Source organism: Streptacidiphilus pinicola (genome assembly GCF_003258295.1).
Lineage (GTDB): Bacteria > Actinomycetota > Actinomycetes > Streptomycetales > Streptomycetaceae > Streptacidiphilus > Streptacidiphilus pinicola.
In genome coordinates this window covers 1-19,696 of the sequence record NZ_QKYN01000018.1, presented here as the reverse complement: position 1 = coordinate 19,696, position 19,696 = coordinate 1, and the positions used below count along the sequence as shown (strand labels likewise).

The 19,696-nt window shown below is 73.2% G+C and carries 16 protein-coding genes and 1 pseudogene; 11 read left to right on the top strand and 6 right to left on the bottom strand.

Annotation, left to right across the window (positions count from 1 at the left end; translation table 11 throughout):
* Positions 1 to 72: 72 nt before the first annotated feature.
* On the top strand, positions 73 to 633 hold the full coding sequence (locus DN069_RS04275; RefSeq protein WP_111499457.1) for a TetR family transcriptional regulator: 561 nt from the start codon (positions 73 to 75) through the stop codon (positions 631 to 633).
* Between the two features lie 55 nt (positions 634 to 688).
* Here DN069_RS04275 and DN069_RS04270 read toward each other — a convergent pair whose 3' ends face one another.
* Entirely contained in the window at positions 689 to 2,977 is a 2,289-nt protein-coding gene (locus DN069_RS04270) for a beta-glucosidase (protein WP_111499456.1), read from the bottom strand.
* Between the two features lie 216 nt (positions 2,978 to 3,193).
* Between DN069_RS04270 and DN069_RS04265 the strand changes: the two genes are divergently transcribed.
* Together DN069_RS04265 and DN069_RS04260 are read left to right on the top strand one after the other, a co-directional pair.
* Positions 3,194 to 5,212, top strand: a complete 2,019-nt coding sequence (locus DN069_RS04265) for an alpha/beta hydrolase (protein ID WP_111499455.1) — start codon at positions 3,194 to 3,196, stop codon at positions 5,210 to 5,212.
* 71 nt (positions 5,213 to 5,283) lie between these two features.
* A complete protein-coding gene (locus tag DN069_RS04260) occupies positions 5,284 to 5,724 on the top strand; it encodes a DUF3592 domain-containing protein (RefSeq protein WP_165845361.1) in 441 nt (146 codons plus the stop codon).
* Between the two features lie 110 nt (positions 5,725 to 5,834).
* Here DN069_RS04260 and DN069_RS04250 read toward each other — a convergent pair whose 3' ends face one another.
* The gene (locus DN069_RS04250) at positions 5,835 to 6,383 is read right to left on the bottom strand and encodes a GNAT family N-acetyltransferase (RefSeq protein ID WP_111499453.1); all 549 of its coding nucleotides are present in this window, start codon (positions 6,381 to 6,383) and stop codon (positions 5,835 to 5,837) included.
* 166 nt (positions 6,384 to 6,549) lie between these two features.
* Between DN069_RS04250 and DN069_RS04245 the strand changes: the two genes are divergently transcribed.
* Positions 6,550 to 7,395 carry an SAM-dependent methyltransferase gene (locus tag DN069_RS04245; RefSeq protein WP_243638897.1) on the top strand — a complete coding sequence of 282 codons (846 nt, stop codon included), beginning with the start codon at positions 6,550 to 6,552 and terminating at the stop codon, positions 7,393 to 7,395.
* 321 nt (positions 7,396 to 7,716) lie between these two features.
* Here the strand turns inward: DN069_RS04245 and DN069_RS04240 are convergent, their stop codons facing one another.
* Entirely contained in the window at positions 7,717 to 8,145 is a 429-nt protein-coding gene (locus tag DN069_RS04240) for a DUF1801 domain-containing protein (protein ID WP_111499452.1), read from the bottom strand.
* Positions 8,146 to 8,186: 41 nt separating this feature from the next.
* Complete coding sequence (locus DN069_RS04235) at positions 8,187 to 9,086, bottom strand: PspA/IM30 family protein (RefSeq protein ID WP_111499451.1); 900 nt, start codon at positions 9,084 to 9,086, stop codon at positions 8,187 to 8,189.
* 150 nt (positions 9,087 to 9,236) lie between these two features.
* On the opposite strand from DN069_RS04235, the gene DN069_RS04230 reads away from it, so the two are divergent.
* Complete coding sequence (locus tag DN069_RS04230) at positions 9,237 to 11,525, top strand: PP2C family protein-serine/threonine phosphatase (RefSeq protein ID WP_243638896.1); 2,289 nt, start codon at positions 9,237 to 9,239, stop codon at positions 11,523 to 11,525.
* Positions 11,526 to 11,554: 29 nt separating this feature from the next.
* On the opposite strand, the gene DN069_RS04225 is transcribed toward DN069_RS04230, so the two are convergent.
* Positions 11,555 to 15,001 (bottom strand): HAMP domain-containing protein, encoded by a 3,447-nt coding sequence (locus DN069_RS04225; RefSeq protein ID WP_111499450.1) that lies wholly within the window; start codon positions 14,999 to 15,001, stop codon positions 11,555 to 11,557.
* A 101-nt stretch (positions 15,002 to 15,102) separates the two neighbouring features.
* On the opposite strand from DN069_RS04225, the gene DN069_RS04220 reads away from it, so the two are divergent.
* The 3 genes from DN069_RS04220 (at position 15,103) to DN069_RS04210 (ending at position 16,214) form a co-directional block, all read left to right on the top strand.
* Positions 15,103 to 15,288: a hypothetical protein gene (locus DN069_RS04220; protein WP_111499449.1), complete on the top strand. Its 186-nt coding sequence runs from the start codon at positions 15,103 to 15,105 to the stop codon at positions 15,286 to 15,288.
* Between the two features lie 70 nt (positions 15,289 to 15,358).
* Entirely contained in the window at positions 15,359 to 15,736 is a 378-nt protein-coding gene (locus tag DN069_RS04215; protein WP_243638895.1) for an STAS domain-containing protein, read from the top strand.
* 40 nt (positions 15,737 to 15,776) lie between these two features.
* Positions 15,777 to 16,214 carry an ATP-binding protein gene (locus DN069_RS04210; RefSeq protein ID WP_111499448.1) on the top strand — a complete coding sequence of 146 codons (438 nt, stop codon included), beginning with the start codon at positions 15,777 to 15,779 and terminating at the stop codon, positions 16,212 to 16,214.
* A 70-nt stretch (positions 16,215 to 16,284) separates the two neighbouring features.
* On the opposite strand, the gene DN069_RS04205 is transcribed toward DN069_RS04210, so the two are convergent.
* A complete protein-coding gene (locus tag DN069_RS04205) occupies positions 16,285 to 16,479 on the bottom strand; it encodes a hypothetical protein (RefSeq protein ID WP_111499447.1) in 195 nt (64 codons plus the stop codon).
* Positions 16,480 to 16,836: 357 nt separating this feature from the next.
* On the opposite strand from DN069_RS04205, the gene DN069_RS04200 reads away from it, so the two are divergent.
* The 3 genes and pseudogenes from DN069_RS04200 to DN069_RS04190 form a co-directional block, all read left to right on the top strand.
* Positions 16,837 to 17,193, top strand: a complete 357-nt coding sequence (locus DN069_RS04200; protein ID WP_111499446.1) for a YciI family protein — start codon at positions 16,837 to 16,839, stop codon at positions 17,191 to 17,193.
* A gap of 152 nt (positions 17,194 to 17,345) precedes the next feature.
* Entirely contained in the window at positions 17,346 to 18,896 is a 1,551-nt protein-coding gene (locus DN069_RS04195; RefSeq protein WP_243638894.1) for a glutamate synthase subunit beta, read from the top strand.
* Positions 18,897 to 19,091: 195 nt separating this feature from the next.
* Positions 19,092 to 19,696: pseudogene (locus tag DN069_RS04190) on the top strand (amidase domain-containing protein); the annotation flags it as partial.

Below are 19,696 nucleotides of genomic sequence, written 5' to 3'. Positions count from 1 at the left end.
CCGGCACCGCCGCGCGGCTGTCGCGCTCCTGGGGTTCGATGTCAGGCGCTGACCTCGCCTATCATCGGTGTCATGGGTCGATGGGAGCCGAACGGACGCGGCAGGCTGGCGCAGGCGGCGCTGGACCTCTATGTCGAGCGCGGCTTCGACCAGACCACCGTCGCCGAGATCGCCGAGCGGGCGGGGCTGACCGAGCGCACCTTCTTCCGCCACTTCGCCGACAAGCGCGAGGTCCTCTTCGACGGGTCGTCGCTGCTGCAGCAGAGCATGGTCGACGCCGTCGCCGCGGCGCCGGCGTCCGCCTCGCCGATGGAGGCGGCCGCCGCCGCGCTGGAGCCGATGGGGGAGCTCTTCGACCAGCGGCGTGACTTCGCGCGGCGCCGGCACTCCGTGATCTCGGTCAACCCCGAGCTCAAGGAGCGCGAGCTGATCAAGCTCGCGACGCTGACCGAGGCCATCGCCGCGACGCTGCACGAGCGGGGCGTCGCCGAACCCGCCGCCAGCCTGGCAGCGCAGGCGACCATCGGGGTCTTCCACGTCACCTTCCAGCGCTGGGTCGCCCCGGGGGAGACCCGCGAGCTGGGCGAGCTGATGCGGGAGAGCCTGGCCGAACTGAAGGCCGTCGTCCGCTGAGACAGCCGCGGCGGGCCCGCAGGACGCGGGCCCGCCGACGCTGCCTGGGTGGGTGTCAGTTCACCGTGAAGGACGTCCCCGTCGTGGCGTCGCCCGCCAGCAGGGTGTAGCCGCCGGGCTCGACCACCTGGCCGCCGTCGCCGTTCACGTCGCCCTCGGTGTGGGCGAGCAGCGAGAGCGGGACGGTGATCCGCACGGTGGTGTGCGCGCCCGCGTCCAGGTGCACCCGGGTGAAGCCGACCAGCCACTTGGCCGGCGTCAGCACCTGGCTGACGGGCTGCGAGACGTACAGCGGCACGACCTCGTCACCCGCCATCGAACCGTTGTTCGCGACCGGCACGCTCACCGTCAGCGAGCCGTGCGTGCCGACCGAGGTCCGGTCCGGGGTCGGGGCGCCGATCTGCCAGGCGGTGTAGGACAGGCCCGCGCCGAAGGCGAAGAGGGGGCTGTAGCCGGAGTCGGTGCCGCCGTTGGTGCCGGGCAGCTGGGTGTAGAACTCGGGCTCGTTGCCGATCGCCTTGGGCCAGGAGACGGAGAGCCGCCCGCTCGGGTTGGCCTTGCCGTAGAGGATGTCGGCGACGGCGTGACCGCCCTCCGTGCCCGGCAGCCAGGCCATCAGCAGACCGGCGGTGTTCGCCGCGCTGCCCAGCACCAGCGGGCGGTCGGCCACGACCACGACCACGACCGGCTTGCCGGTCGCCTGCAGCGCGGCGACCTCCGCCTGCTGGTCGGGCGCCAGCTCCGGGTCCGGGTGGTCGTTCGGGCCCTCGGCGCCCGGGGTGTCGCCGACGACGACCACGGCCGCGTCCGCGCCCTTCAGGTCGCTGACGGCCGCGCCGCTGTCGGCCTGGTAGTCGATCGACGTGCCCGCCGGGGCCTCCTCGCGCAGACCGGCGAGCACCGTCGTCCCGCCGACGTTCGTGCCGCTCGGGACGCCCTGCCAGCCGATCGTCCAACCGCCCATCTGGTTGTCGATGTTGTCGGCGTTGGCCCCGGTCACCACGATCTTGTGCACGCCGGAGCCGAAGGGCAGCACGTTGTTCTGGTTGCGCAGCAGCACCGACGACTCCGTCGCCGCCTGCCGGGCCAGCGGCAGGTCGGCGCCGTTGACGATCCCGTCGGCCTTGGAGCTGTCCACGTAGGGGTGCTCGAACAGGCCGAGCCGGAACTTCATCGTCAGGATCCGCGACACCGCCTGGTCGATCCGCTGGTGCGAGATCAGGCCGCGCTGGACCGCGGCGAGCGCGGAGTTGGTGAAGTCGGTCGCGTTGGTCGGCTCCATCGCCATGTCCACACCGGCGTTGACGGCCTTGGCGATCGCCTCCGGGTAGTCGGCGGCGATGTGATAGGCCGTCTGCAGGTTGCGGACGTCGCTCCAGTCGCTGACCACCACGCCGTCGAAGTGGTACTTGCCACGCAACACGTCGGTCAGCAGGTAGTGCGAGGAGGTCACCGGTACGCCGTTGACCGCGCCGGAGTCGGCCATCACGCTGAGCGCGCCCGCGCCGATCGCCTGCTTGTAGGCGGGCAGGATTGTGTCCTGCAGGTAGCGCGGCGAGTAGTCGGCGGGCACCCGGTCGTGGCCGTTCAGCGGCTGCGAGTAGCCGGCGAAGTGCTTGACGCTGGCCGCGACCTTCGAGCCGCTGGAGCCGTCCTGCAGACCCTTGACCGCCGAGGCGGCCATGGTGCCGGTCAGCAGCGGGTCCTCGGAGAAGGCCTCGTAGTAGCGGCCCCAGCGCTGGTCACGGGCGATCTCGGTGACGGGCCCGAAGGCCCAGTTGATGCCGGTCGCGGCCACGGCCCGCTGGGTCGACTGCTCGACGCTGGTCTCCAGCGCCGGGTCCCAGGTGGAGCCCATGCCGATCTGCTGCGGGAACATCGTCGCGCCCAGCACGTTGTTGTGGCCGTGCACGGCGTCGATGCCGTAGAGGATCGGGATGTGCAGCCGTGAGTTGGTGATGGCGTAGCGCTGGATCGCGTTGGTCATGTCGGCCCAGTCCTTGGCCGTGTTGACCGCGGGCGGCATTCCGCCGCCGGAGAGGATCGACCCGGCCGCGTTGTCGACCAGGACGCTGTGCAGACAGGCGTCGTTGAGTGCGCCGCCGCTCCAGTTGCAGGTGCCCTGGACGGTGACCAGCGCCTCCTGGTCCATCTGGCCGACCTTCTCGCGCAGCGTCATCCGATGCAGCAGGTCGGCCACGCGGTCGGCGATCGGGGCCTTGGCGTCGAGGTAGAGGGGCGTGCGGTCGGCGGCCGGTGCGGGCGCCGCGCCGACTCCGGTGAGGACACCGCCGAGCAGGGCGAATCCGGTGAAGGTGGCGAGGTGACGACGTGCAGGGCGCACGGGTACTTCCAATCCGTGGGAAGGGACGGGTGGGCGTCACGACACGAACTGGAAGCAGATTGAACAGCCGGTGATGATGCGCGTCAATCTCTTGAACAGAGAGCGCTCTCCACCATCAGTTCTGAGCTGCGGATTCCTTGTTGGCTTTATATCTTGAAGCGTGTGTGCGGGGTTCCCGGACGGCGTCGGCTGGGGAGCCTCAACGAGGGAGGCGAGATGCGGACAGGCATACGTGCGGTCGTCACCGCGCTCGTGGCGGCTCTGACGGTGCCCCTGGCACCTGCGGCCGTTGCACGCGCTTCGCAGTCGCTCCAGGTGGGCTCGGTGCGGCTGTCCGCCTGTGAGACCGGCCCGACCGGCTGGTGCGGCAAGGTCAGCGAACCGCTGGACCGCACCGACCCCGCGAGCCCGACGCTCGGGATCGGCTTCGAGTGGTACCCGGCGACGGGTTCGCCCCAGGGCACTGTCGTCGCCGTGGACGGCGGCCCCGGCTGGGGCTCCAGCAACTCCCGCTCCGCCTACCTCGGCCTGCTGGGCCCGCTGCGCGCCCACCGCAACCTGCTCGTCTTCGACCTGCGCGGGACCGGCCGCTCGCAGCCCGTCAACTGCTCCGGGCTGGAGAACTTCCAGGGCTCCACCGGCAGCGACGCCTTCGTCCAGGCCGTCGCCTCCTGCGGCAACCAGGTGAACCACACCTGGAAGCGCTCCGACGGCAGTTGGCTGCACGCCTCCGACCTGTTCGGCACCGCCAACGCCGCCCGCGACCTCGCCGACGTGCTGCAGCGCCTGCAACTCCCGCCGGTCGACCTCTACGGCGACTCCTACGGCACCTGGTTCGCCCAGACCTACGCCTCCCGCTACCCGCAGACGCTCCGCTCGGTCACCCTGGACGCCTCGTTCGAGGTGCTCGGCCTGGACCCCTGGTACGCCACCAGCCTCGCCACCGCCCACAGCGCCTTCGACCTCGCCTGCCGGCGTTCCGCCGCGTGCGCGGCGAACGCGCCGCGCGATCCGTGGACGGCGATCTCCCAGCTGACCGCCCAGCTCCGCTCCGCGCCGATCACCGGCACCACCACGGACCTGAACGGACACGCCGTCAGCCAGACCGTCACCTCCGGCACCCTCGTCGACCTGGTCGCCAACGCCGGCTTCGACCCGGCCGTGTACCAGGGCCTCGGCGCCGCCGCGGACGCCGTGCTGGACCACGGCGACAACGCTCCGCTGCTGCGCCTGGCGGCGCAGTCGCTCGGCTACGACAACACCACCCCGGCCCCGCCCGCCTACTCCGACGGCCTCTACTTCGCCGTCGCCTGCACCGACTACCCGCAGCTGTTCTCCCTGAACGCCACGCCCGCCCAGCGGGCAGCGCAGCTCCAGCAGGCCGAGGCGGCCCAACCGGCGGGCGCGTTCGCCCCGTTCACCGCGGGGGAGTGGGCGGGGGTGAACGCCTACACCAACACCTTCACCGGCTGCCTGGACTGGCCCGCCCCCGTCCACAGCGACCCGCCGATCACCGCGACGCCGCCGCTGGTCCCCGCGAACCTGCCCGTCCTCGTCCTGGGTGGCGACCTCGACTCGCTGACCCCGGCCGCGGGCGGGCAGCGGGTGGCCCAGCAGTTGGGCCCTTCCGCGCGATTCGTCGAGGTCCCCAACCTCACCCACATCACGGCCATGGTCGACTCGGCCTGGCCGGGGCCCGAGGCCTGCGGCCAGAACCTCTACCGCCAGTTCACCGGCGACCCCGCCGCGCTGGCGACCCTCGATACCGGCTGCACGCAGACCACCCCGACGATTCCCACCCTGGCCACCTATCCGCAGTCCCTCGCCGACGTCGTCCCCGCGACCGCCCAGCCCGGCAACCAGGCCGACCCGACCGCGCTGCGCGCCGCTGCGACCGGCGTGGCCGCCGTCGACGACGCCCGCGCCCGCTACGGTTCGCTGACCGGCACCCGCGACTCCGGTCTGCGCGGCGGGAGTTGGTCCTCCTCCAACAGTGGCAGCCGGGTCACCTTCACCTTCTCCGCCGCCCGCTGGGTCCCGGACGCGAGCATCAGCGGCACCGCCGTCTGGAACCAGTCCGACGGCTCCGTCACCGCCCAGCTGACGGTCCATCCGGACCAGGGCCCGGACGTCAGCGTGAACGCGAGCTGGAACACGACGGCCGCCACCCCGACGGTCACCCTCACCGGCTCCGCCTCGGGCGTCTCCCTGCTCGCGACGCTGCCCACGCCGTAACCACCCCGGGGGCGCGACGACGGCGCGACAATGGCGGGGAATCGGCTCACGGGGGTGGCATGAGGACGTGGTTGACCCACACGAACGCGGGCTCGACGCTGGGGGTCTTCGGGGTGTGCCTCGTGCTGCTCTCGCTCGTCCTGGCCGTGCGGGTCGTCAAGCGCTGGTTCTGGCGCCGACGGGCGATGACCGGGGGCGTGTTCGCCCAGGGCCGGGTCCTGGACGTCGCCCTCGAACCCGGTGACCAGGGCCGCGAGCCGGTGCCCCGCGCCGTTGTGTGGTTCTACGCCCTCGACGGCCAGGAGTTCCGCATCGAGGACCCCACCGGCCGCCCCCGCGCCCTCGGCGAGCCCGTCCTCCTGCGCTATCTCCCGGCGCGACCTGAGTGGGCGGTGGTGGCGGAAGCGGGTCCCGGCACGGTGGCCATGCTGCTCTCGCTGGCGTTCCTGGCCTTCTTCGCGCTGGCCGGCCTCTACCTCGTGCTGATGGGCGTGGGCCTGGCCCGGGCGTGACGGGGAGTCGTGCGGGTCCCTCCCGGAGATCGCCGCCTACCCGGGTCCCGACCTCTTCTCGCCCCGCGACCTCGCGACCCCCCTCGCGGCCCTGCTCTCCGCCGGCCCCGCTACCGAGCCTGTCCGGCTCGGTCTGTGACCGAGGGCGTCCTGATCCGGTAGCGCCGCACCGGTCCGTGCTCGGTGTCCTGGAGGGCTTCGAGGACGCCGCCGTGGTGCTCGATCGTCCTCGCCGAGGCGAGGTTGTCGTTCTCGCAGACAGCCAGCACCTCGTCGAGGCCGAGCGCTCGTGCCTCGTCGAGGATCGCGCCCAGCGCCCAGGTGGCGAGCCCGCGGCGGCGGGAGGACGGACGGATGCCGTAGCCGACGTGGCCGAACTGCAGCACGTAGTCGTTGATCCCGTGCCGCAGCACGATCCCGCCGTGCACCCGGTCGCCCTCGACGATCCACCGGTAGGTGCAGCCCCGCCCGGCCGCGACCGCCTTCGGCGCCGACTCCGCCTCCAGCAGCGCCACCCAGGTGGCGAACCCCTCCGCCGACCGGACCTCGTCGTCCGGCCCCACCCCGAACCCGTCCTCGTGGAGCCCGGGACCCCATTCCTGGTGCGCCTCCAGCCAGGCGGAGTGCAGACGGACGGTGGGCGCGACGAGTTTCGGCATGCGGCGAGGATACCGAGCCGGGTGCCTGCGTGTGCCCGGTAAATGCCGCCCGGACGCACCGTCACCTCGGTCCCTCCCGTCGCTGGGATGCGGTGCTGGACCCCTGACGCGTCTGCGTCGGCTGTGGTTCAGTGGGGTCTGGAGACCCGAGCGCGGAGGTTGACCTGTGGAGCGTCCCGGCGGCGAGTGGCTGGATCCGTCCGAGGACGAGGCGGTGCGCGCCGTCGACCTGCGCATCGACGTGGCGCACTCGGCGCGGGTCTACGACTACATGCTGGGCGGCAAGACCAACTTCGCCGCCGACCGGGCCGCGGCTGACAAGATCATCGCGGAGTGGCCCGGTTCGCGGGCCTCCGCGTCCGCCGCACGGGCGGTGATGCACCGGATGGTGCGGCGGCTGGCCGCCGTGCACGGGATCCGGCAGTTCCTCGACATCGGCACCGGCATCCCCACCACGCCGAACCTGCACGAGGTCGCCCAGGGGATCGACTCGGCCAGCCGGATCGTCTACGTCGACAACGACCCGATCGTCCTCGCGCACGCCAGGACGCTGCTGGCCGGGACCTCGCAGGGCCGCACCGCCTACGTCGAGGGGGACTTCCGCGAACCCGCGAAGCTGCTGGCGGACCCGGCCCTGCGTCAGACCCTGGACCTGGACCGGCCGGTGGCCCTGACGCTGATCAATCTCGTGCACTTCCTCTCCGACGAGACCGCGCTGCCGCTCGTCGCCGAACTGCTGGGGGCGCTGCCCCCCGGCAGCTACCTCGCGCTGTCCGCCGGCACCGCCGACTCCGCGCCCGCGTGGGCCGCGATCGCGTCCCGCCGCTACAGCGAGGCCGGCATCGAGAACCATCTGCGCACCCGCGCCCAGGTGGAGCGCTTCTTCGCCGGCCTGGAGCTGGACGAGCCGGGCGTCGTGCTGATCAACCGCTGGCACCCGGACCCGGCGGCCGGCCCGGTCCCGCCCGACGGCGAGGTCATGGCCTATGCCGGCCTGGGCCGCAAGCCCTGACGGGCGGATTCAGGCAGGGCGAAGGGCGAGGGCGGCCGCGCACCGGAGTCGTCGACCGGTCTCGATCAGCAGGGCCATGCAGGATCCATGGCACCAGCGCGCGGCCACAGCCACCGGGATGCGGGGCGGTTCACCCGCTTGGCCTACGCGGCGCGGGTTCCGGGCCGTCCGTGCCCGAACAGCGGTCAGCCCCGGTGCGTCGGGGGGTCGCACCGGGGCTCGCTGGCCGCTCAAAACCAGTCCCAGCACCATATAGCCGCAGGTCAGAGTGGCGGAAGGGGTTTGCGTGCACCCCTGCGAGTGGTTCTTCCGCCGCGCTCGTCAGGACACGTCGCCGCGCTTGAGCTTGCGCCAGCCACCGGCCCGGTTGTCGGCGATGATGCGGCGGAATATCGCCAGCAGCGGCGTCGTCGGGACCGTCTCGCCCTCGTAGACCGCCACGGTGCGGGCGGTGGCGTTGTCGTGGCCCGCGGTGATGATGCCGTCCGGGTCGGGCACGATCGCGCCGTCGTAGAGGAAGACGTTGACGTGGTCCTTGGTGGCGAGCAGGGCGCAGATGTTGCCCTCCAGGGTGAAGTAAGGCCGCACGCGCCGTTTCACCGTCTCCTCGACCTCCGGGTCCGCGGCGTGGACGAGGTCGCGGACCTCCTGACAGACGCGCTGCTGCCACGGCGGCAGCGTGTCGATGTACGCGTCGACGCGCGGGTCGGTCCGGTACGGGGCGGCGTCGGGACGACGGGAGCTCGGCATGGACCCACGGTAGGGCCGACCCCGGTCACGGGGCGCCGAGTTCATTCCGGAGGAGTGGGCTTGGGTGCGCCGGGCTCGGCCGGGTCCGGCCCGGGTGCGGCGGCCCTGGGCGCCTCCGGCGCCTCAGGCTCCGCGGGCTCCGGCTTCGCCTGGTCCTGCTCCGCCCGGTCCTGTGCCGCGTCGTCCTGTGCCGCGTGGTCCGGGGCCGGTTCCAGCGAAGCCGGAGGAGTGGTGCGGCCGGCGGCGAGTTCGGCCTTCATGGCGGCGAGCTGCGTCTCGACGCCGTCGCCCGCGGTGAGGGCGTCGAGCTCGTCGCGCAGGTCGTCGTGGGCCACCGGGGAGGTGGCGTCCTCCAGGGCGCCGGAGGCCATCAGCTCGTCGAGGGCGCCGGCACGCGCCTGGAGCTGCTCGGTGCGGTCCTGGGCACGCTGGATGGCGGTGCCGATGTCGCCCATCTCCCCCGAGATGCCGGCGGCTGCCTCGCCGACGCGGGTCTGCGCCTCGGCCGCGGTGTAGGAGGCCTTGACCGTCTCCTTGCGGGTCCGGAAGTCCTCGACCTTGGCCTCCAGCTGCTTCGAGGCCGAGGTCAGCTTCTGCTCCTCCTCCTGCAGGGTCACCAGCTGGGCCTGCAGCTCCTGGTCCTGGGCCAGGACGGCGGTGCGCCGGCCGAGCGCCTCACGGGCCAGGTCCTCCCGGCCGGCCGTGAGCGCCTGCTGCGCCTGGCCCTGCAGGGTCTCGGCAGAACGGCCGAGCTGGGTGCGCTGCAGTTCGATCCGCTTGCGGCTGGTGGCGACGTCCGCCAGGCCGCGACGGACCTGCTGGAGCAGGTCCAGCTGCCGCTGGTAGGCGTAGTCGAGCATCTCGCGCGGATCCTCGGCCCGGTCCAGCGCCTTGTTGGCCTTGATCCTGAAGAGGTCGGTGACGCGGTGGACGACGCCCATGGCCCGCTCCGTTCTTCTCTCCCCGCCTGGTTTCTTGCCCGGTCCGTGTGACGCTACGCCCGAAACGGGTGGACCGCGCCTGTAGCGGGCATACGCGGCGCAGACTGGAAGGACGACCTGGGACGACCGGACGCGGTCGGAGGAGGCGGGATGGCACGGGACGGCGGTACCCGGCACGGCACCGGCGAGGAGACCGCCGGGCCCGCGGCGGCCGCGTACCAGGACCTGGCGGCGGAGCTCGCCCGGACCGAGGGACGCCACCTGCTGGACCTGGCCACCGGCGTCCTGGTGGCCCGGCAGGCCGTCGAGCCCGCGGTCGCGGCCGAGTCGCTGACCGCGATGGCCGCCGGGGCCGGGCTGACCGTCGCCGATCTGGCCGCCGACATCGTCAACGCCGCCTGCGGCCAGGCCGTCGTGGGCGCGGCGGACACCGCGGCCGCCGCCGCGGCCGGGGCGGTGCTGCCCGGACCGCGGGCGCGGCGGCAGGCGGCCAGCGCCGCCGAGGTCGGCGGGGACGTGGACGAGGTGGCCGAGACGCTCCTGGGCGCGCTGCGACCGATCGGCGTGCGCGGCCTGCTGGTGTGGCGGCGCACGGCCGGCGACTGTCTGCGCCTGGCCGGCTCCGCCGGGTTCTCGCCCCTGGACGCCGCGCAGTGGGCGCAGATCCCACCGCAGTGGCGGGCGCTGCCGCAGCGGGTGTTCACCGACGAGACACCGCTGTGGCTGCCGCACGGGGTGAAGCGCCCGGACGAGCTGCCCGGCCCGAGCCGGGACGCCGCCCGCGCCCTGCTGCCGCTCCGCCACGGGGGCTACGCGGCCGGTGTCGTGCTCGTCGCCTGGCGCGAGCCGACCGAGCTGGACGAGGAGCTGCGCCGGCGCGTCGTCAGCCTCACCGAGGTGCTGGCGCGCGTGCTGGCCGGGATCCAGCACCTGACCGACCCGGGCGCGTCCCTGCCCGTGCTCTCCGCCGCGCTGGACCTGATGGCCGAGCCCGCGATGACGCTGCGCCGCTCCCGCGACGGGGAGCCACCCCTGCTGTACGTCGAGCACCTGAACGCGGCGGCGCAGCGGATGAGCAGCGGGGTGCCGAGGCCGGTCGGCAGGCCGCTCGCCCACGTGCTGCCGGCCGTCGCCCAGGAGCTGGCGTCGCTGGTCGGCGACGCCTACGGCCACGGATCGGTGCGGCACGCGCCCCGGCTGCCCGCGGAGCGCCGGCCGGACGTGCCGCCGCTGTTGAACGTGCGGGTGCTGGCGGTGTCGGCGGACCGCTGCGTGGTGCTGTGGCACGCGGAGGAGCGCGACCACAGCTTCGCCGTGCTCAAGCGCGCGGGCCGGCTCGGCTCCCTCGCGGCCTTCGAGGACGACGTGGCCCGCGGGGTGACCGACTGGACCGAGCAGGTCGCGCCGCTGCTGGGCCTGCCCGGGGACGCGGAGCCGATCCCGCTGGAGCGGGTCGCCTCGCTGCTCGTCGCCGAGGACCGCGCCGAGCTCGGCCGGATGATCGAGAGCCTGACCGCGCGGCTCGAAGGAGTCAGCGGCGTGGTGCGGATCGCCCGGCCCGACGGCGGCGTCCGGCACGTCCGGCTGATCGCCGAGCCGCTGCTGACCCACGGCACGCTGACCGGCCTGACCGGCTTCTTCCAGGACGTCTCCGCCCAGCACCAGACCGAGGCGGCGCTCGCCGCGACCTTCGACACCCTCGGCACGGTGCAGGAGCAGGCGGCGCTGCGGCACCGGCTCGCGCTGCAGCTGCAGCAGGCGATCGTGCCGGAGCAGTCGGACCTCGGCGGCCTGCCCGGCCTGCAGGTGGCCGCCCGCTACCGGCCCGCGGCGGAGGAGTACCGCGTGGGCGGTGACTGGTACGACGCGCTGGGCCTGCCCGACGGACGCGTGATGATCACAGTCGGGGACGTGGCGGGGCACGGCATCGACGCGGCCACCGGCATGGTGGCGCTGCGCAACGCACTGCGCGGGCTGGCCTGCTCCGGCGGCGAGCCGGGGGCGTTGATGCAGGCGCTCAACGAGGTCGCGCTGCGCACCAACGGGCATCCGACGGCCACGGCGGTCTGCGCGCACTTCCACCCCGAGGACCGGACGCTGCACTGGACCAGCGCCGGACACCTGCCTCCGCTGCTGCTGCGCGAGGGCCGGGCCCGGTTCCTGCAGTCCTCCGCGAACCTGCTGCTCGGCGCGGTGCCGGAGACCGCCTACGAGGAGTCGCAGGTGGCGTTGCGCCGGGGCGACCTGCTGCTGCTCTGCACCGACGGCCTGATCGAGCGTCGGCACTCCTCGCTGGACGAGGCGTTCGCCCTGCTGGCCGAGACCGTCGTCATGCTGGACCCGGCCGACGACCTGGAGGCCCAGGCCGACGCGCTGCTGGCGGCCGCCCACGGCGACACCCACGACGACGCGAGCCTGGTCCTGATCCGGTTGGGCTGACGAGGGCCCCGTGCGGCGAAGGGGCGGGGTCAGCGCAGGTGACGGCGGATCCGGGCGAGCAGGTCGTTCGCGTCGAGCGGCTTGACCACGTAGTCCGTCGCGCCCGCCGCGAGGATCGCCTCGCGGTCCTCGGGCATGGCCTTGGCGGTGACCGCGATGATCGGCAGCGCGGCGAAGCGCGGCACCGCGCGGATCCGGCGCGTCGCCTCGTAGCCGTCCAGGCCGGGCATCATCACGTCCATCAGCACGAAGTCGACGTTGTCGCGGGCGAGCAGCACGTCGATGCCCTCCTGGCCGTTGGCCGCGTGCAGGACGCGGGCACCGTGCAGTTCGAGCACCCCCTCCAGGGCGAAGACGTTGCGTTCGTCGTCGTCCACGATCAGGGCGACCCGGCCCTGCAGGTCGTCGCCGAGCCGGGGCGGGCGCGCGGGCCGCGGCGCACGGCCCGCCTGCGCCGGGGCGGCGGCGAGCCCGGGCGGGGCCACCGGCAGCAGCAGGGTGAACCGGCTGCCCTGACCGAGGGTGCTCTCGGCCTGGATCACGCCGCCCAGCAGCCGGGCGATCTGCCGGCTGATCGACAGCCCGAGGCCCGTCCCGCCGTAGCGGCGGCTGGTGGTGCCGTCGGCCTGCTGGAAGGCACCGAAGATGGCGTCCAGGTGCTCCTCGGCGATCCCGATCCCGGTGTCCTCGACCCGGAACGCCAACGCGCGCTCCACACCCGCCAGTTCACTGGGCAGATCCACCGGGGGCACCAGTTCGACGCGCAGCTCGACGCTGCCGCTCTCGGTGAACTTGACCGCGTTGGACAGCAGGTTGCGCAGCACCTGCCGCAACCGCTGCTCGTCGTTGACGAGTTCGGCGGGAAGGTCCGGGCCGGTGCTGACGCGGTACTCCAGCGCCTTGTCGGCCGTCAGCGGCCGGAAGGTGCTCTCCAGCGAGTCCAGCAGCGGCCGCAGCGCGAACGGCGCCGGGGAGACGTCGAGTTTGCCCGCCTCGACCTTGGACAGGTCCAGGATGTCGTTGATCAGCTCCAACAGGTCGGATCCGGCGGAGTGGATGACGGTGGCATAGCCGACCTGCTTGTCCGTCAGATTGCCGCCCGGGTTCTGCGCCAGCAGCTGGGCCAGCACCAGCAGGCTGTTGAGCGGGGTGCGCAGCTCGTGGCTCATGTTGGCCAGGAACTCCGACTTGTACATCGACGCCGTCGACAACTGCTGTGCGCGGTCCTCGAGTTCCTGCCGGGCCTGCTCGATTTCCCGGTTCTTCGCCTCGATGTCGGAGTTGCGGTCCGCCAGCAGCCCCGCCTGCTCCTGCAGCTCCGCGTTGGAGCGCTGCAACTCGTCCTGTTGCGACTGGAGTTCGGCGGTCAGCCGCTGGGACTCGACCAGCAGCTCGTCGGTGCGGGTGTTGGCCAGCAGCGAGCCGACGTTGACGCCGAGCGCCTCGATCACCTGGTCCAGGAAGTCCCGGTGGACCGGGGAGAAGGGGCGCAGCGCGGCGAGTTCGACGACGCCCAGCAGCTGACCCTCGGCGACGATCGGCAGCAGCAGGAGCGCGGCGGGGGAGGCGCTGCCGGCGCCGGAGCCGATGGTGAGGTAGCCGGCGGGCAGGTCCTCGACCAGGACGGTGCGGCGGCTGCGCGCGCACTGACCGACCAGCGACTCGCCGATCCGGTAGCGCTGCGGCTGCCCCTGCGGCGCACCGTAGGCGCCGACCCGGACCAGCACCACGCCCTGCGGGGTCTCCCTGGCCAGGTAGAACGCGCCGAACTGGGCGCCGACCAGCGGAGTCAGCTCGTCCAGCACCAGCTCCGCGACGGCGTCGAGGTTGCGCGGGCCCTGCATCAGCGCCGAGATCCGGGCCAGGTTGCCCTTGAGCCAGTCCTGCTCCTGGTTGCGCCGGGTGGTCGCGCGCAGCGACTCGACCATGGCGTTGATGTTGTCCTTGAGCTCGCCGACCTCACCCGGCGCGTCGACGGTGATCGAGCGGGTCAGGTCGCCCTCGGCCACGGCGCCGGTCACCTCGGCGATCGCGCGCACCTGCCGGGTCAGGTTCCCGGCCAGCTCGTTGACGTTCTCGGTCAGCCGCTTCCAGGTGCCCGAAACGCCCTCGACCTCGGCCTGGCCGCCCAGCTTGCCCTCGGTGCCGACCTCGCGGGCGACGCGGGTGACCTCGTCGGCGAACGCGGAGAGCTGGTCGACCATGGTGTTGATGGTGGTCTTGAGCTCCAGGATCTCGCCGCGCGCGTCGACGTCGATCTTGCGGGTCAGATCGCCTCCCGCGACGGCCGTCGTCACCTGGGCGATGTTGCGCACCTGGTTGGTCAGGTTCCCGGCCATGGAGTTGACGTTGTCGGTCAGGTCCTTCCAGGTCCCGGCCACGCCCGGCACGCGGGCCTGGCCGCCGAGCACACCCTCCGTGCCGACCTCGCCCGCCACACGGGTGACCTCGTCGGCGAAGGCGGACAGCATGTCCACCATGGTGTTGATCGCGTCCGCCAGCGCGGCCACCTCGCCGCGCGCGTCCACCGCGATCTTGCGCGACAGGTCGCCGCGCTCGACCGCCTGCGCGACCTGGGCGATCGACCGCACCTGGCCGGTCAGGTTGGACGCCATCACGTTGACGGTGTCGGTCAGGTCCTTCCACGTCCCCGCCACGCCGCGCACCGTGGCCTGGCCGCCCAGCTTGCCCTCGGTGCCGACCTCGCGGGCGACGCGGGTGACCTCGTCGGCGAAGGCGGAGAGCTGGTCGACCATGGTGTTGATGGTGGTCTTCAGCTCCAGGATCTCGCCGCGCGCGTCCACCGCGATCTTCTGCGTCAGATCGCCTCCCGCGACGGCGCCGGCGACCTGCGCGATCGCGCGCACCTGGCTGGTCAGGTTCCCGGCCATGGAGTTGACGTTGTCGGTCAGGTCCCGCCAGGTCCCGGCCACGCCCGGCACCTTGGCCTGCCCGCCGAGCCGCCCCTCGGTGCCGACCTCGCGGGCCACGCGGGTGACCTCGTCGGCGAAGGCGGAGAGCTGGTCCACCATGGTGTTCACGGTGCTCTTCAGCGCCAGGATCTCGCCGAGCGCGTCGACCTCGATCTTCTGCGTCAGGTCGCCCTTGGCCACGGCCGTGGTCACCTGGGCGATGTTGCGCACCTGGTCGGTCAGGTTGCGGGCCATGCCGTTGACGGAGTCGGTCAGCTCCCGCCAGACCCCGCTGACGCCGGGCACATGGGCCTGCCCACCGAGACGGCCCTGCCCGCCGACCTCCTGCGCCACCCGGGTCACCTCGGAGGTGACCAGGTTCAGCTGGGCCAGCATCGCGTTGAAGACCTGGGCGATCTCCCCGAGCAGCCCGTCCCCGGCCGGGGACAGCCGTGTGGAGAAGTCGCCGTCCCGGACGGCCGTGAGGCCCGCGAGCAGCTGCCGCAGGCCCTCCTCGTTCTGCAGCGCCTCGCGCTGACGCGCGGCATTGTCCATGTGCTTCATGTTTCCACTCCGGTAGGCGGGGCGCAGCGCCTTTGGCGCACCCCGCATGACCGCGCCCCGCACGGGGCAGACGCCCGTGAAGGACGGTGAGGAGGTGCCCGGTGGAGCAGCAGCACGGACGAGCGCTCTCCCAGCGCGAGCGGCAGGTCCTGGTCTTCATCGAGCAGGAGCTGCGACAGGACGAGGCTCTCGACGCGGCCCTGAGCGAGCTGCGTCCGCCGCGTCCGCGCTGGTGGCCCCGGCGGCGGCGCCGGAGCGGCGGGAACGGCACAGGACGGGAAGACTGAGTCGGGTCGGGACGGTCCGGGAGACCCGTGACCCCCGGGAGGACGTGGACGGCGGAAGGAGCGGCGGCGGATGTCATCGCAGAGCTGGGAGCCGGGGGCGATCGCCGGGGAGCGCTTCAGCGTGACCGAGACCGTGGGCCCGGGAGCCGCGGTGCTGCGGCTGGTCGGCGAGCTCGACCACGACACCGCACCGCTGCTGCGCACCGCGCTGCGCCGCTGTGACGACGCCGGAGCCGGGCGGATCCTGGTGGACTTCACCTCCCTCGGCTTCTGCGACTCGACCGGCCTCAACCTGCTGCTGGAGGCGCGGGGCCGGGCCGCGGCGCGCGGGGCGGAGGTCGTGCTGGTGGGCCTGCCGCCGGGTGTCGCCCGGGTCTTCGAGATCACCGGGGCGGCCGCGCTGTTCCCCCGGTACCCGACCGTGGACGAGGCACGCGCGGCCGGATGAGCCACTGTGCGCGAGCCACTGTGCGAAGGAGGAAAGCCAGGTGGAGCAGGCCGGCGGATCGACCCACGGCTCGGAGACGGACCGGCTGGCCCTGGCCGGCGCCTCCGGGGTGGTCGGCCGCTGCCGCGACTTCGTGCACGCGAGCCTCGCCGCGCGCGGCTGGCTGGACGACCCGGACGAGGAGCGCCGCGCCGTCGTCGAGGACGTCATGCTGATGACGTCCGAGCTGGTCACCAACGCGTGCCTGCACGCCGGAGGCCCGCGCGAGGTGTCGGTCCGCGACGCGGGCCGCAGCCGGCTCCGGGTGGAGGTCGTCGACGCGAGCCCCCAGCGGCCGACGTTGCGCACTCTGGAGGCCCCGGCGCACCCAGGCGGCCACGGCCTGCGGGTGGTGGACCGGCTGGCCTCGCGCTGGGGGAGCGAACCCCGGCCGGAGGGCAAGGCGGTCTGGTTCGAGATCGAGCGGCCGACCGTCTGAACACCCCTCGGGGCGAACACCTTGTTCTGCCAACACCGGCCCTTCGGGCGCGCCCTTCCCTGTGGTGCTCTCAGCTGTCGTGCGAGCGGTCCGGGTCGTCGGCGTGGGTGCGGTCCGGCTGCGGGCGACCGAGCGCGGGCCACTGCAGCACCTGTTCGCGCAGGTGCCGGACGGCCGTCTGCATCTCCTCCTGCAGCCGTCGTGCCGCGTCCTCGATGGACTCGTTCTCGCCCGGCCGCGGCTGTCGCGGGCTCTGGCCGTTCACCCCCGTGGCTCCTCTCACCATGGCACGCCCTCTGACGCGCGAGCGTCTACCCGGCTCGTGCGTCGTCATGCCGGTCGCCTTGATCCTCGCAAGTCCTGTTGTGAGCCACGGCCCTTCGGACGCCCGACACGCCGGTGCCCGGGCGTTCACCGGCGTTCCCGGGTGGATTCCCACACGGATTCCTGCGCGGAAGGTTTGCCCCGGCGGAATGCGGTCAGAAGCGGTTGCGCACCGCCCCGTGGCTCACCGGTGGCCTCGGGGCGGTGACCAATGCCCGGAGATTTCCTCGTCCGAGGGTGTCCTCGCCCGCCGTTTCCGTTCGTCCAGGAGACGAAGGAACGGAACGAGGAGGTTCGGATGAGGTACCTGCTGATGATCTGCACGGACGAGAGCGCCACGGCCGCGCTCGCGCCCGAGGAGGGCGCTGCCGTGCTGGCCGAGTACACCGCCTTCGGCGAGGAGATGGCCCGCCGCGGCGTGCTGCTGGGCGGCGAGCGGATCCGGCCGACGTCCGACGCGAGGACCGTGCGCGTCCGCGACGGCGGCGTGCTGGTGGCCGACGGCCCCTTCGCGGAGACGAAGGAGCAGTTCGGCGGCTACTACCTGGTCGACTGCAAGGACGCCGACGAGGCGGTCGAGGTCGCGTCCCGGATCCCGGGAGCCCGGCACGGGACGATCGAGGTGCGGCCGATCTGGGAGGGCGCCGCCGACTGATGGTGAGTTCGGCCGGCCGGGTCACGTCGCCGGAGAACCCTCCGGCGACGTGACCGCGATCCGCGTCAGGACTTACGTCCTCGCCGCGGCCGCGGTCGGCATCGTCAGCTGGAACCGTCGCCATCCGGGGTGCGGCGTCCTAGCGTGGAGCTGTGGACAAACGCCACAGCTGCGACATCTGGGACTTCCTGCGCACACCGCGCCAGGAGTGGCCGCTGCGGCCGGTGCCGGAGCGGGTGCGGGACTGGCGGGAGGTGCACGCGCCCGGGCGGCTGCTGCCGATCGTCGAGGACCAGGCGAGCCGCTGCATGGACTGCGGGATCCCGTTCTGCCACAGCGGCTGCCCGCTCGGGAACCTCATCCCGGAGTGGAACGGCCTGGTCGCGCGGTCCGACTGGGAGCAGGCCGCCGAGCGGCTGCACGCGACCAACAACTTCCCGGAGTTCACCGGGTTCCTGTGCCCCGCGCCGTGCGAGAGCGGCTGCGTGCTGGGGATCGACGACCTGCCCGTGACCATCAAGGCCGTCGAGGCCGCGATCGCGAGCCGCGCCTGGGCGGAGGGGTGGGTGCGCCCGCAGGCGCCGGAGCGGCACTCCGGACGCAGCGTCGGCGTCGTGGGCTCCGGCCCTGCCGGGCTGGCCTGCGCGCAGCAGCTCACACGCGCCGGGCACACGGTGGTGGTGTACGAGCGGGACGACCGCGTCGGCGGGCTGCTGCGTTACGGGATACCCGAGTTCAAGATGGACAAGGACCTCCTGGACCGGCGGGTCGGCCAACTCACCGCCGAGGGAACGGTCTTCCGCACCGGGGTGGACATCGGCGGCGCGGTGGACGCCCGGACGCTGCTGCGGCGGCACGACGCCGTGGTGGTCTCGGTCGGTGCCACCGCGGCCCGGGAACTGCCGGTGTCAGGACGCGAGTTGGCGGGCGTGCACCAGGCCATGGAGTACCTGACCCAGGCCAACCGGGTGCAGGAGGGCGACTACGAGCGTCCGCCGATCAGCGCCGAGGGCCACCATGTCGTGATCATCGGCGGCGGCGACACCGGCGCCGACTGCCTCGGCACCGCGCTGCGGCAGGGGGCCGCGTCCGTCGTGCAGTTGGACATCAAGCCGCAGCCCGGCGTCGACCGGACGGTGGACGAGCCGTGGCCCGTACACGCGCGCGTCCACCGGGTCGGCCCGGCGCACCAGGAGGGCCGGGAGCTGGTCCGCGACGGCGCGGTGCTGGCGGGGGACAGCAGCGGGCTGCCGGCCCAGGACGCCCTGCGTGACGTGCGGGTGTTCTCGGCGGCCACGGTGCGGTTCCAGGGCGACGCATCGGGCCGGGTCCGCTCGCTGAGTCTGGCCGACGCCGAGGCCGGGACGCGCCGCCCGCTGTCCGGCACGGAGCGGGTGATCCCGGTGGACCTGGTACTGCTCGCCCTCGGCTTCAGCGGCCCGGAGAACCCCGCGCACGGCCTCGGCGAGCAGTTGGGCCTGCGGACCACCGCGGCGGGCGCGTTCGCGCGGGACGAGGACTACGCCGGTGGCCGCCCCGGCGTGTTCGTGGCCGGGGACGCCGGCCGGGGGCAGTCGCTGGTCGTCTGGGCCGTCGCCGAGGGCCGCGCCGTCGCGGCCTGCGTCGACGCCTACCTGAGCCCGACCGGGACGAGCACCCTCCCGCGACCTGTCGCGCCCGGCGACCGCCCGCTGGCCCTGTGAGCCGGAACCCCGGCCGCGCAGACGGACTCTGACGCTCCGCCTGTTCACCTGATCCATACCAGTGTTCTTGCGATGCCAGGCAACGTGAGCGACGGGTGACGCAGTCAAGCTGGGCGGGGGGCATGTGATCGACTGACGTCCGCCCGCGCGCGGCCGCCTCCCCGCCGTGCGGGACGTCGCATGCAAGGGACATCCATGAGCCACACCATCGGCCGCCGCCTGCCCGGCGGCCGCCGCCTCGCCGCGGCCGCGTTCGTCGCCGCGCTCGCCCTGGCCGCCGGCCCCGCGCTCGCCGGCCCCGCGGCGGCGGTGCCGAGCACCGCGCCGACGGCCGCGGCCGGCACCCAGTCCCCGGTCGACGCGCTGATGCGTGCCGCCGAGGTCCACTACGCGGACGCGCACTGGAACTGGACGGCCTGGAACGACAGCACGCCGGTCGCCTTCGGCGGGGACCAGCCGAACTACCAGTGCGCCGAGTTCGTCGCGCGCTCGCTGGCCGCCGCCGGCCTGATCCCGGGCCTCGGCCCGAACGACCCGCAGACCGACTACTTCACGTACCACGCCCCCAACGGCGAGGTCTACGACCTGCTGCTGATCTCCGACCTGCCGCAGTACCACAACCTGTACGACTACCTCCAGGACAGCGGCATCGGCGTCGACCTGGGCGACCACCCCGAGCTGGCCCAGCCCGGCGACATCGTGGTCACCTACGCCGGCCCCGGCGGCACCAAGAGCCACACCGGCCTGGTCGTCTCCGCCCAGACGTCGACCAGCGAGCCGCTGGTCGACGTCTGGGCGGA

Coding starts and splice junctions, on each gene's coding strand:
- DN069_RS04200 (WP_111499446.1), top strand. CDS start 16,837: ATGAGGTACCTGCTGATGATCTGCACGGACGAGAGCGCCACGGCCGCG.
- DN069_RS04265 (WP_111499455.1), top strand. CDS start 3,194: ATGCGGACAGGCATACGTGCGGTCGTCACCGCGCTCGTGGCGGCTCTG.
- DN069_RS04225 (WP_111499450.1), bottom strand. CDS start 15,001: ATGAAGCACATGGACAATGCCGCGCGTCAGCGCGAGGCGCTGCAGAAC.
- DN069_RS04230 (WP_243638896.1), top strand. CDS start 9,237: ATGGCACGGGACGGCGGTACCCGGCACGGCACCGGCGAGGAGACCGCC.
- DN069_RS04215 (WP_243638895.1), top strand. CDS start 15,359: ATGTCATCGCAGAGCTGGGAGCCGGGGGCGATCGCCGGGGAGCGCTTC.
- DN069_RS04250 (WP_111499453.1), bottom strand. CDS start 6,383: ATGCCGAAACTCGTCGCGCCCACCGTCCGTCTGCACTCCGCCTGGCTG.
- DN069_RS04240 (WP_111499452.1), bottom strand. CDS start 8,145: ATGCCGAGCTCCCGTCGTCCCGACGCCGCCCCGTACCGGACCGACCCG.
- DN069_RS04235 (WP_111499451.1), bottom strand. CDS start 9,086: ATGGGCGTCGTCCACCGCGTCACCGACCTCTTCAGGATCAAGGCCAAC.
- DN069_RS04275 (WP_111499457.1), top strand. CDS start 73: ATGGGTCGATGGGAGCCGAACGGACGCGGCAGGCTGGCGCAGGCGGCG.